Origin of the sequence: Brachybacterium phenoliresistens, assembly GCF_000576425.1 — a bacterium.
GTDB classification, from domain to species: Bacteria; Actinomycetota; Actinomycetes; order Actinomycetales; family Dermabacteraceae; genus Brachybacterium; species Brachybacterium phenoliresistens.
This window is the reverse complement of record NZ_KK069988.1, coordinates 459,890-472,079: the sequence shown is the minus strand read 5'-3', so window position 1 is coordinate 472,079 and position 12,190 is coordinate 459,890. Positions and strand designations below refer to the sequence as shown.

Annotated in this window: 10 protein-coding genes; 8 read left to right on the top strand and 2 right to left on the bottom strand. The window is 73.8% G+C overall.

The features are described 5' to 3' along the window. Positions 1 to 49: 49 nt before the first annotated feature. Both tal and tkt read right to left on the bottom strand, forming a co-directional pair. A complete protein-coding gene (tal, locus tag BF93_RS02180) occupies positions 50 to 1,162 on the bottom strand; it encodes a transaldolase (protein WP_038370257.1) in 1,113 nt (370 codons plus the stop codon). Between the two features lie 107 nt (positions 1,163 to 1,269). Beyond that, entirely contained in the window at positions 1,270 to 3,387 is a 2,118-nt protein-coding gene (gene tkt / locus BF93_RS02175) for a transketolase (RefSeq protein WP_038370256.1), read from the bottom strand. Positions 3,388 to 3,708: 321 nt separating this feature from the next. Here tkt and BF93_RS02170 point away from each other — a divergent pair, with 321 nt between their 5' ends. From BF93_RS02170 to BF93_RS02135, 8 genes are all read left to right on the top strand, one after another. Further along, on the top strand, positions 3,709 to 4,665 hold the full coding sequence (locus BF93_RS02170) for a heme o synthase (RefSeq protein WP_038370255.1): 957 nt from the start codon (positions 3,709 to 3,711) through the stop codon (positions 4,663 to 4,665). A gap of 15 nt (positions 4,666 to 4,680) precedes the next feature. Beyond that, the gene (locus BF93_RS02165) at positions 4,681 to 5,646 is read left to right on the top strand and encodes a tyrosine recombinase (protein WP_051486414.1); all 966 of its coding nucleotides are present in this window, start codon (positions 4,681 to 4,683) and stop codon (positions 5,644 to 5,646) included. Between the two features lie 170 nt (positions 5,647 to 5,816). Continuing rightward, positions 5,817 to 6,689 carry a ParA family protein gene (locus BF93_RS02160; RefSeq protein ID WP_038370254.1) on the top strand — a complete coding sequence of 291 codons (873 nt, stop codon included), beginning with the start codon at positions 5,817 to 5,819 and terminating at the stop codon, positions 6,687 to 6,689. Continuing rightward, complete coding sequence (locus BF93_RS02155; protein ID WP_051486413.1) at positions 6,689 to 7,543, top strand: pseudouridine synthase; 855 nt, start codon at positions 6,689 to 6,691, stop codon at positions 7,541 to 7,543. The genes BF93_RS02160 and BF93_RS02155 overlap by 1 nt, the downstream gene beginning before the upstream one ends. Further along, on the top strand, positions 7,540 to 8,691 hold the full coding sequence (locus BF93_RS02150; protein ID WP_051486412.1) for a prephenate dehydrogenase: 1,152 nt from the start codon (positions 7,540 to 7,542) through the stop codon (positions 8,689 to 8,691). Before BF93_RS02155 ends, BF93_RS02150 begins: the two co-directional genes overlap by 4 nt. A 19-nt stretch (positions 8,692 to 8,710) precedes the next feature. Continuing rightward, positions 8,711 to 10,957 (top strand): bifunctional cytidylate kinase/GTPase Der, encoded by a 2,247-nt coding sequence (gene der, locus BF93_RS02145; RefSeq protein ID WP_084148181.1) that lies wholly within the window; start codon positions 8,711 to 8,713, stop codon positions 10,955 to 10,957. Positions 10,958 to 11,020: 63 nt separating this feature from the next. After that, on the top strand, positions 11,021 to 11,494 hold the full coding sequence (locus tag BF93_RS02140) for an NUDIX hydrolase (protein WP_038370253.1): 474 nt from the start codon (positions 11,021 to 11,023) through the stop codon (positions 11,492 to 11,494). After that, complete coding sequence (locus BF93_RS02135; protein WP_038370252.1) at positions 11,491 to 12,123, top strand: hypothetical protein; 633 nt, start codon at positions 11,491 to 11,493, stop codon at positions 12,121 to 12,123. Before BF93_RS02140 ends, BF93_RS02135 begins: the two co-directional genes overlap by 4 nt. The last annotated feature ends 67 nt before the right edge of the window (positions 12,124 to 12,190 follow it).

The following is a 12,190-nucleotide window of genomic DNA, read 5'->3' as shown; positions in this document are numbered from 1 at the left end:
GGGGCCGGCCCGATGACCGGCCCCGCGCTGCGTCGTTCTGTGGTCCGGCTCAGGCCCGGGCGGCGTCGACGGAGGTCTGCACGGTCTCGAGGAGCTCGTTCCAGGCGACCTCGAACTTGGACACGCCCTCGGTCTCGAGCACGGCGAACACGTCGGCGAGGTCGACGCCGGCGGCGGCGATCTCGGCGAGGACCTGCTCGGCCTGCTCCGCCGACTCGGCGGTCAGGGCCGCGGCCGGGGCGGAGTGGTCCGCGACGGCCTGCAGGGTCTTCTCCGGCATGGTGTTCACGCTCGGATCCGCGACGAGGTTGTCGACGTAGAGCGTGTCGGAGTACTCCGGGTTCTTCACGCCGGTGGAGGCCCACAGGGCGCGCTGCGGGTTGGCGCCCTGCCCCTTCAGGGCGGCGAAGCGCTCGCCCCCGAAGGCGGCCAGGTACTCGCCGAAGGCGGCGACCGCGTTGGCGACGCCGGCCTTGCCCTTGAGCGCCGCGGCGTCGCCGCCGATCGCGTCCAGGCGCTTGTCGATCTCGGAGTCCACGCGGGAGACGAAGAACGAGGCCACCGAGTGGATGGTGGACAGGTCCTTCCCGGCCTGCGCGGCGAGCTCGAGCCCGGCGAGGTACGCCTCGATGACCTGCTGGTAGCGGGCCACGGAGAAGATCAGGGTGACGTTGACGCTGATGCCCTCGGCGATCACCGCGGTGATCGCCGGGAGGCCCTCGAGGGTCGCCGGGATCTTGATCATGACGTTCTCGCGGCCGACGATCTCGTGCAGGCGCTTGGCCTGCTCGACGGTCTTCTCCGTCTCGTGCGCGAGGCGGGGGTCGACCTCGATGGAGACCCGGCCGTCGAAGCCCTTGCTGGAGGCGTAGACGTCGGAGAAGAGATCGGCGGCGGTGCGCACGTCGTCCGTGGTGAGGACCTCGACGACGCCCTCGACGTCGGCGCCCTCGCCCGCGAGGCGGGCGATGTCGGCGTCGTAGTCGGAGCGGCCGGAGATCGCGGCCTGGAAGATCGAGGGGTTCGTGGTCACGCCGACCACGTTGACGGTGTCGATGAGCTCCTGGAGGTTGCCCGAGGAGATGCGCTCGCGGGAGAGGTCGTCCAGCCAGATGGAGACCCCGGCGTCGGAGAGGGCCTGGGTGCGGGGGTTCTGAGTCATGATGCGTTCTTTCCGGGCACGGGGTGCCCTACGTCGAACTGCGGTACAGCGGTGGTGCGGCGGGGAGCGGCGCGGGGCGGGACCATGGGGTCCCGCCCCGCGGACGGTCAGGCGCCGGTGGGTGCCAGGGCCTTCTCGGCGGCGGCGAGGGACTCCTCGGCCGCCGCGACGACGGCCTCCGGGGTGAAGCCGAACTCGCGGAACAGCGTCTTGGCATCGGCCGAGGCGCCGTAGTGCTCGAGGGACACCGCGCGGCCGTGGGCGCCGAGGAAGCGGTACCAGGGCATGGCGATCCCGGCCTCGACGGTGACGCGGGCGGTCACCGCGGCGGGCAGCACGGACTCCTTGTACTCCTCGTCCTGCTCGTCGAACCACTCGACCGAGGGCATGGAGACGAGGCGCGTGGGAACGCCCTTGGCCTCGAGCTCCTTCTGGGCCTCGACGGCGTACTGGACCTCGGAGCCGGTCGCGATCAGGATGACCTTCGGCTCGGCCGAGGCGTCCTTGAGGATGTAGCCGCCGCGGGCCACGCCCTCCGCACCGGCGTACTCGGAGCGGTCCAGCGTCGGCAGCGCCTGGCGGCTGAGGATCAGGCCCACGGGGCCGCGGTCGCGCTCGAGCAGGGCCTTCCAGGCCTGGGCGGTCTCGTTGGCGTCGGCCGGGCGCACGATCGAGAGGTTCGGGATCGCGCGATACGCGGCGAGGTGCTCGACCGGCTGGTGGGTGGGGCCGTCCTCGCCCAGGCCCACGGAGTCGTGGGTCCAGACGTAGGTGGCCGGCACGTTCATCAGGGCGGCCAGGCGCACGGCGCCGCGCATGTAGTCCGCGAACTGGAAGAAGGTGCCGCCGTAGGGACGGGTCAGGCCGTGCAGCGAGATGCCGGACAGGATCGCGCCCATGCCGTGCTCGCGGATGCCGAAGTGCAGGGTGCGGCCGTACACGTCGCCGGAGAACTCCTCGGAGGAGTGCTCGGCCGGGATGAAGGAGGGCTCGCCCTTCATCGTCGTGTTGTTCGAGCCGGCGAGGTCGGCGCTGCCGCCCCACAGCTCCGGCAGCACCGGGGCGAGGGCGTTCAGGACGGTGCCGGAGGCGGCGCGGGTGGCCACGCCCTTGGCGTCGGCGTCGAAGGTCGGGATCGCCTCGGCGAAGCCCTCGGGCAGCTCGCGCGCCTGGAGGCGGTCCAGGAGGGCGGCGGCCTCGGTGTGGGCCTCGCGCCAGGCCTGGTAGTCCTTCTCCCAGGCGGCCTTGGCCTCGGCGGCCCGGTCGGCGAGGGCGCGGGTGTGCGCGATGACGTCCTCGGGGACCTCGAAGGTCTTCTCCGGGTCGAAGCCCAGGACCTCCTTGAGGCCGGCCACGGCGTCGTCGCCCAGGGCGCTGCCGTGGGCGCTGTGGCTGCCCGACTTGCCCGGGGTGGGCCAGCCGATGACGGTGCGCAGGCGGATGAAGGTCGGCTTGTCGGTGACCTTCTGGCCCTCGAGGATGGCCTGCTTGAGCGCGGCGACGTCCTCGACGTACTCGGTGCCCCCGTTGGTCCAGTCCACGGTGCGCACGTCCCAGCCGTACGCCTCGTAGCGCGCGGCGGTGTCCTCGCTGAAGGCGATCGAGGTGTCGCCCTCGATGGAGATCTCGTTGTCGTCCCAGATGACGATGAGGCCGCCGAGCTGCTGGGTGCCGGCCAGGGAGCTGGCCTCGCTGCTCACGCCCTCCTGCAGGTCGCCGTCGGAGGCGATCACGTAGGTGAAGTGGTCGAAGGGGCTGGTGCCCGGGGCGGCCTCGGGGTCGAGCAGGCCGCGCTCGCGGCGCTGGGCCATGGCGAAGCCGACGGCGGAGGAGATGCCCTGGCCGAGGGGGCCGGTGGTGATCTCCACGCCCGTGGTGTGGAAGTTCTCGGGGTGGCCCGGGGTCTTGGAGCCCCAGGTGCGCAGCGCCTCGATGTCCTCGAGCTCGAGGCCGAAGCCACCCAGGTAGAGCTGGATGTACTGGGTCAGGCTGGAGTGGCCCGCCGAGAGGATGAAGCGGTCACGGCCCAGCCAGGCCGGATCCTTCGGATCGTGCCGCATGATGTCCTGGTAGAGCAGGTAGGCGGCGGGCGCGAGGCTCACGGCGGTTCCGGGATGACCGTTGCCGACCTTCTGCACGGCGTCCGCCGCGAGGACGCGCACGGTGTCCACGGCGCGCTTGTCGGTCTCGTTCCAGCCCTCGGGGGCCTTGAAGGTGTCGGTCACGTGTACTCCCTCATATCGATGGACCGGCCGGCACCCACTGAGGCGTCCGGCAGGCGTTCCCAGGCGCGCGGACATGCGCGCCGACACTGACACTCTAGTAGCGGGGGCGAGGCCCCGCCGAGCGTGCGTCATCAGATGGAACGCCGGGTCACGGATGGATCACCGCACCTGGTGAGCGGTCTCACGCGCCGCGTCCCATGTCACGCGGGCGCGAGGGCGGGGCGCGTCGGGATCGGGACCCTCCTCCGGTACTCTGGCGTCCGTACGTCCGTCCGGCGCCCGTCCCGCGCCGGGGGGCCCCTCGTGGAAGGACGGTGAGCGGTGGACGCCACCCAGGACACCCGACGCCAGGCCTCGGACCAGGCCCCGGCGCCGGTCGCCGAGAAGCGCTCCGCCGGATCCGTGCTGCGGGCCTATGTGGCCCTGACCAAGCCGCGCATCATCGAGCTGCTGCTGATCACGACCATCCCCACCATGTTCCTGGCGGCGGGCGGCTTCCCGTCCCTCGGCCTGATCGCCGCGACGATGATCGGCGGCTATCTCGCCGCCGGCGGCGCCAACGCGCTGAACATGTACCTGGACCGCGACATCGACGCCCGGATGAAGCGCACCCGCAACCGGCCGATCGTCACCGGCGAGGTGTCCCCGCGCGCCGCGGTGATCTTCGGCTCGGCGCTGTCGGTGCTCTCCGCCGTGTGGCTCGGGGTGCTGGTCAACGTGGTCTCGGCGGTGCTCGCCGTCGCGGCGATCCTGCTCTACGTCGTCTTCTACACGATGATCCTCAAGCGCCGCACGTCCCAGAACATCGTCTGGGGCGGGGTGGCCGGCTGCATGCCCGTGCTGATCGGCTGGTCCGCGGTGACCGGCGGCGTGTCCTGGACCGCCGTGCTGCTGTTCGGGATCATCTTCTTCTGGACCCCGCCGCACTACTGGCCGCTCGCGGAGAAGTTCACCAAGGACTACGAGACCGCCGGCGTGCCGATGCTCCCGGTGGTCGCCTCCCGCCGCAGCGTCGCCCACCAGATGATCCTGCACACCGCGCTGATGATCGCCTGCTCGCTCGCGATCATCCCGCTGGGCCACACCGGCTGGGTCTACGGCGTCGCCGCCGTCGTCACCGGCGGCTGGTTCGGGTTCCTCGTGATCCGCTACGCGGTGCGCACGCACCGCGGGCTCACCGGCAAGCAGCTCGGGCCGATGGTCGTCTTCCACGGCTCGATCACCTACCTCACCCTCCTGTTCGTCGCCCTGGCCGTCGACCCGTTCGTCCGCCTCTGAGGCCGGAGGGGACACGTGGACGCCGCCGCGGACCTGTCCCGCGCCCACGGGCGGACCCTCGAGCAGTACCTCGCGCACCTGCGCATCGAGCGCGGGCTGTCCGCGAACTCCGTGGCGGCCTACCGCCGCGACCTGACCCGCTACCTCGCGCATCTCGAGGCGGCGGGTCTCGTGCTCGAGGAGGTCGATCCGGAGGGCGTGAGCGCCTACCTCCGCACGATCCGCGCCGGCGCGGACGGCCGGGCCCCGCTCGCCGCCTCGAGCGCCGCCCGGGCCCTCGCCGCGGTGCGGGGCCTGCACTCCTTCCTCGCCGAGGAGAAGGACCTCTCCGCCGGGGACCCGACGCGTCTGGTCGCGGCCCCCGGGCGGCCGCGCAGGCTCCCGCATCCCCTGGACATCGACGAGGTGCTCGCCCTGATCGAGGCGGCGGGCCGGGAGCGCGGGGGAGTGCTGTCCGCCGAGCGCGCCCTGCGCGACCGGGCGCTGGTGGAGGTCCTCTACGGGCTCGGGGCGCGCATCTCCGAGGCGGTGGGGATCGACCTCGACGACCTCGATCGCGAGGGGCGTGCCGTCGTCCTGCGCGGCAAGGGCGACAAGCACCGCGCCGTCCCCGTGGGGCGCTGCGCCGTGGAGGCGGTGGACGCCTATCTCACCCGAGGCCGTCCGGCCCTGGCGGCGCGCGGCCGCGGCACCCCGGCGCTGTTCCTCGGCAGCCGCGGCGGGCGCCTCACCCGCCAGGCGGCGTGGCAGATCATCCGGGCCGCCGCCGAGGAGGCGCGGCTCGCGGATCGCGTGAGCCCGCACACGCTGCGCCACTCCTACGCCACCCATCTGCTGCACGGCGGGGCCGATGTGCGCTCCGTCCAGGAGCTGCTGGGGCACGCGAGCGTCACCACCACCCAGCTGTACACCAAGGTCACGGTCGACTCGCTGCGCGAGGCGCATGCCGCCGCCCATCCCCGGGCCAGCGAGTGGGCATAGACTTGTCGGCCAGGAGACCGGACCCGCCGGGCCCCGCCCCCGAGGACACGCCCGTCCAGCAGACGCTGCCGGGGCTGGGGATCGGGCCGGATCCCGCCGTGGCCGCCGCAGCGCCCCGCAGCGCTCGGCACCGGCGCCCCCGACCGCGACGCAGACGACAGGACACATACGTGAGCGACACAGCAGCGCAGACGCTGGAACTCGGCCTCGGGCCCACCGGACGCCCGCTCCCGGAGTTCCCCGAGCCGCCGGCGCTCGACGGGCACGGTCCCGCACGGGTCATCTCGATGGTCAACCAGAAGGGCGGGGTCGGGAAGACCACCAGCGTGATCAGCCTCGGGGCGGCGCTGGCGGAGATCGGCCGCCGCGTGCTCCTGGTGGACCTGGACCCGCAGGGAGCCCTGTCCGCCGGCACCGGCATCAACCCCTACGACCTCGACGTGACCGTCTACAACCTGCTCATGGAGCGCGACCACGACGTGCGCGAGGTGATCCAGGAGACCCGCACCGAGAACCTCGACGTCCTCCCGGCGAACATCGACCTCTCCGCGGCGGAGGTCACGCTGGTCAACGAGGTCGCCCGCGAGATGGCGCTGGCGCGCGTGCTGCGCCCGGTGATGGACGACTACGACGTGATCATCATCGACTGCCAGCCCTCGCTGGGCCTGCTGACCATCAACGCCCTGGCCGCGAGCCACGGCGTGATCATCCCGCTGGAGGCCGAGTACTTCGCCCTGCGCGGCGTGGCGCTGCTGGTGGAGACCATCGAGAAGGTGCAGGACCGCATCAACCCGGCCCTGGAGATCGACGGCATCCTCATCACCATGTTCGACCAGCGCACCCTGCACGCCCGGGAGGTGTGCGCCCGCGTGGTCGAGGCCTTCCCGGACGTCGTCTTCCACACCACCATCAACCGCACCGTGAAGTTCCCCGACGCCTCCGTGGCTGCGGAGCCGATCACGAGCTTCGCCTCCAACACCAAGGGCGCCGACGCGTACCGCCAGCTGGCCCGCGAGCTCATCGCGCGCGGCGGCGCCGCCTGATGGCCGAGGGCCGGGCTCCGCGCCGGCGCCGTCGCAGCGCCTTCACCCCGCCGCGCACGGTCCGGCTGCGCGACAGCGAGGGCCGGGCCGATGCGCGGCCCGAGCCGGAGGAGATCCATCGCGAGGACGGCGAGCGGCTGCAGAAGGTCCTCGCCCAGGCCGGCCTCGGCTCGCGCCGCGCCTGCGAGGCGCTGATCGCCCAGGGCCGGGTGGCCGTGGACGGCGTGATCGTCACCGAGCAGGGCGTGCGCGTGGACCCCGCGCGGCAGGCCGTCCACGTGGACGGGCGCCGGCTGCAGCTGGACGGGGGGACGCTGACCGTGGTGCTGAACAAGCCCCGCAAGGTGATGACCTCCCTCGGGGACCCGGAGGGCCGGCGCGACCTCACCGAGTTCGTCGAGCGCTACGACCAGCGCCTCTACCACGTCGGGCGTCTCGACTACGAGACCGACGGGCTGCTGCTGCTGTCCAACGACGGGGAGCTCACCCACCGCCTGACCCATCCCAGCTTCGCCATCGAGAAGACCTACGTGTGCCGCTTCGCGGCCCCCGGCGCACCGCCGCGCGGCCTCGTGAAGACGCTGCGGGAGGGCGTCGAGCTCGAGGACGGGCCGGCCCGCGCCGACAGCGCCAAGCTGGTGGCCCACAACGGGCGCGAGGCGGTGGTCGAGGTGACGCTGCACGAGGGCCGCAACCGGATCGTGCGGCGCATGTTCGCCTCCCAGGGCTTCGAGCTCACCCACCTCACCCGCACCCGCATCGGCCCCGTGCTGCTGGGGGACCTGCGCCCCGGGCAGACCCGCGAGCTGACCCGGCGCGAGCTGGGCACCCTGATGGCCGAGGTCGGGCTGTGAGCCCCGAGGACCGGGCGCCCGGCGGGACCGTGCTGGTGCCCGGCCCGGTGCGGATCATCGGCACCGGGCTGATCGGCGGCTCCCTGGGGCTCGCGCTGAGCGCCGCCGGGGTCGACGTCGTCGTCCAGGACGTGTCCCCGGGCACCCAGGCCCTCGCGGTGGAGATGGGCGTGGGACGCGCCCCGCGCCCCGGGGACCCCGACCCGGCCCTCGTGCTCGTCGCCGCCCCGCCGGACGTCGCCGCCCAGCTCGCGGTCGAGGCCCTGGCCCGGTGGCCCCGCGCGATCGTCGCGGACGTGGCGAGCGTGAAGACCACCGTGCTGGCCGGGATCGTCGCCGCCCGGCGCGCGGGCGACCTCGACGAGGACGCCCTGGCGCGCTACGTCGGCACCCATCCCATGGCCGGCCGCGAGGTCGCCGGGGTGATCGCCTCCCGCGGTGACCTGTTCCAGGGGCGGCCCTTCGTGGTCGTCCCGCACGGGAGCACCCGGCCCGAGGCCCGCTCGATCCTGCGCGCCCTCGCCGTCGAGCTCGGCTCCGTCCCGGTGGAGATGGACGCCGCCACCCACGACGCCGCCGTCGCGCTGGTGTCCCACGTCCCCCAGATCATGTCCTCCCTGCTGGCCGCCACCCTCGTCGACGGCCCGGAGCAGGCGCTGGGCCTGGCCGGGCAGGGGCTGCGCGACACGACCCGCATCGCCGCCTCCGACCCGCGGCTGTGGGTCGAGATCCTCGGCGCGAACGCCGCGGCCATCGGCCCGGTCCTGCGGGACGTGCGCGAACGGCTCGAGGCCGTCCTCCAGGCGCTGTCCTCCCTCGAGGGGGACCCGGATCCGGGCGTCGGGTCCCGGCGGGCTCTCGCGGGCCTCATCGCCGACGGCAACCGCGGCGTCCAGCGCATCCCCGGCAAGCACGGCGGCGCCGGCGACGCCTTCACGACCATCGTGGTGCTGGTGCCCGATCGCCCGGGCCACCTGGCGCGGCTGCTCACCGAGATCGGCCAGATCGGCGTGAACCTCGAGGACCTCCACCTCGAGCACACCCTGGGCAAGAAGGTGGGCCTGGCCCACGTGTCGATCGAGCGCGCCCATGAGTCACTGCTCACCCAGGCGCTCCGCGAGCGCGGCTGGACCGTCGCGGAGAGCTGATCGCCCGTATCCTGGGGGGATGAACGCCTCCGATCCCGCGCCCGCGCACGCCGAGACCCCGCCCAGCGCACCCGCCGGCAGCGCCGTGGTGGTCGCCATCGACGGTCCCGCCGGATCGGGCAAGTCCACCATCGCCCGCCGGACGGCCCTCGCCACCGGCGGCGGCCTGCTCGACACCGGCGCCATGTACCGCGCCGTGACCTGGACCGCCCTCGAGGACGGCGTGGACCTCGCCGACCATGCGGCCGTCGCCGCCCTGGCCGAGGAGCTCGACCTGGACCTCGGCACCGACCCGGAGGACCCGCACGTCCGCGTCCGCGGCCGGGACATCACCGCGGAGATCCGCACCGAGCGGATCAGCGCCGCCGTGAGCGACGTGGCCACCAACACCCGGCTGCGCCCGGTGCTGCAGCGCCTCCAGCGGGAGATCCTGCAGTCCGCCGCCGCGCAGCGCGGCGTGTGCGTGGCCGAGGGCCGGGACATCACCACCGTCGTCGCGCCCGATGCCGAGGTCCGCGTGCTCCTGTCCGCGAGCGAGGAGGCGCGCATGCGCCGCCGCGCCGAGGAGCTGGGCCTGGAGGATTCCGCCGAGACCCGCGAGCGCATGCACGACCAGGTCGTGCGCCGCGATCGCGACGACTCCTCGGTCTCGGAGTTCCTCACCGCCGCCGAGGGCGTGGTCACGATCGACACCACCGACCTCTCCGTGGACGAGGTTCTCGAGCGCGTGCTCGCCCTCGTCGACGCCGCCCGCGGGATCGAGGCCCCGGCCGTTCCCGGTCCGACGGCCGACGCCGATGCCGCCGCGACCGGGATGCCGGGTGCGACGGGCGTCGACGACGAGGCCGTCGAGGCGGCCTGGCGCGCCGGGCTCGAGGACTACGCGCTCGACGAGGAGGACCTCGCCCTGCTCGCCGGCGACGAGGAGGAGCTGCCGCGCGGCGCCGAGCGCGCCCCGCTGCCCGTCCTGGCCGTCGTCGGCCGCCCCAACGTCGGTAAGTCGACGCTGGTCAACCGCATCCTGGGCCGCCGCGAGGCGGTCGTCGAGGACGTCCCGGGCGTCACCCGCGACCGGGTCTTCTACGAGGCCGAGTGGTCCGGCACGGACTTCTGGCTGGTCGACACCGGCGGCTGGGAGGACCGCGTCCAGGGCATCGCCTACCGCGTGGCCGAGCAGGCCGAGCTCGCCGTCGAGCTGGCGGACGTCGTCCTGTTCGTCGTGGACGCCAACGTCGGCATCACCGCCACCGACGAGCAGCTGCTGAAGGTCCTGCGCCGCGCGAAGCGCCCCATCATCCTGTGCGCCAACAAGGTCGACGACGAGCGCGGCGAGCTCGAGGCCGCCGCCCTGTGGAACCTGGGCCTCGGCGAGCCGCACCCGGTCTCGGCCCTGCACGGGCGCGGCTCGGGCGACCTGCTGGACGCCGTGCTCGCGGTCATGCCGGAGGAGGGCCGCGGCCTGCCCCCGGACAGCGGCCCGCGCCGGGTGGCCCTCGTCGGCCGCCCCAACGTGGGCAAGTCGTCGCTGCTGAACCGTCTCGCGGGGGAGAACCGCGTGGTGGTGGACGACGAGGCCGGCACCACCCGCGACCCGGTCGACGAGAAGATCGAGCTGGGCGGGGTGCCGTGGACGTTCGTGGACACCGCCGGGATCCGCCGGCGAGTGCTCCAGTCCCAGGGCGCGGACTTCTACGCCTCGCTGCGCACGCGCTCCGCGCTGGACCGCGCGGAGGTCGCCGTGGTGCTGCTGGAGGCCTCCGAGACCATCTCCACCCAGGACCTCAAGATCATCGACATGGTCCTGGAGTCCGGGCGGGCCCTGGTCCTCGCCTTCAACAAGTGGGATCTCATCGACGAGGAGCGGCGCGCGCAGCTCGAGCGGGAGATCGAGAAGGACCTCGCGCACGTCGCCTGGGCGCCGCGCGTGAACCTCTCGGCCAAGACCGGCCGGCACACCGACAAGCTGGTCCCGGCGCTGAACACCGCCCTGGACTCGTGGGACACCCGCATCCCCACGGGCCGCCTGAACGCCTTCCTGGGCACCCTGGTCGCCGCGCACCCCCACCCGCTGCGCGGCGGCAAGCAGTCGCGGATCCTCTTCGCCACCCAGGCCCGGACCCGCCCGCCGCGCTTCGTCATCTTCGCCAGCGGCTTCCTCGAGCACGGCTACCGCCGTTTCATCGAGCGCCGCCTGCGCGAGGACTTCGGCTTCGCGGGATCGCCCATCGAGATCGGTGTGCGCATCCGCGAGAAGCGCCGCCGCTGATCGGGGCGGCGGGTCGCCGCGGGCCTCGCCGCCCCCGGCGGGGACGGCCCGTACAGTGGCGGCATGCCCACCCCTGATTTCGTCCTCGCGCTGCGCGAGAGGATCGGCCATGCCCCGCTGTGGATGCCGGGCGTCACGGCCCTGGTCCTGGACGCGCAGCGCACCCGAATGCTGGTGGTGCGCCGCGCCGACACCGGGGCGTGGACCCCGGTGACCGGGATCATCGATCCGGGCGAAGAGCCCGCCCGCGCCGCGGTGCGGGAGGTCGCCGAGGAGGCCGGGGTGCAGTGCCGTCCGCTGCGCCTGATCGACGTGCGCACCCTGCCGCCGATGACCTACCCCAACGGGGACCAGGCCCAGTACCTCGACCTGTGCTTCCTGCTCGAGCACACCGGCGGGGAGCCGCACCCGGCCGACGGCGAGAACACGCAGGCGCGCTTCGCCCCGCTGGACGATCTGCCGCCGATGAACCGGCGCTTCCAGGAGATGGTGCAGATCGCGCGGGAGGACCGGCCCGAGGCCCGCTTCCGCCGATGAGGATCCACGAACCGCCCGCCCCGGGCACCGTGCTCGACCTTCCGCTGTCCCCGGCGCCGGGCGACGTCGCCCAGGTGCGGGTGCTCGCCGCCGCCCGCCGGGACCTGCTCACCGCCCCGGACCCCGCCCCGGCCCTGCGCCGGTTCGCCGATGCGGTGCTGGTGGAGGTCTCCTTCCGCGGGCGCGACCTGCTGCCCGGCGCCTGGGTCGACGACTCGCTGGGGAGCCTGGCCCGCCGCCCGCGCCCCTCTCCCGTGGACCCGGCGCGGATCCGCTTCCCCGCCGTCGTCCTCGGGGAGGGCCGGGGCAGCGTCCTCGCCTGGGGCGAGACGAGCTGGCCGCTGCCGCTGGACGGCAGCGTGCAGGTGCCCGCGTCCTGCCGGCCCGGGGTGCATCGGGCGGCGGAGCTGCGCCGACTGGCCCTGACGGCGCTGGGCCGCCGGGCCGAGGTGGCCCTGACCCGCTGGCGCGAGGAGCAGTTCGACGTGCCCTGGCACGATGTGCGGCTCGTGCCCCACGCCGCCTGGTGGTTCGACATCGCGCAGGTGCCGCGCGAGATGCGCTACGCCGATGCCGCCCGCGGGCAGGGACGCTCGCCGGAGCGCTTCGTGCTGACGCCGTCGTCCTGACCGCCCGCGGTGGGCGGGATCGGGGCGCGCGCGTCGCGCCGGGACGGCGCGGAGCACGTGTGTAAGG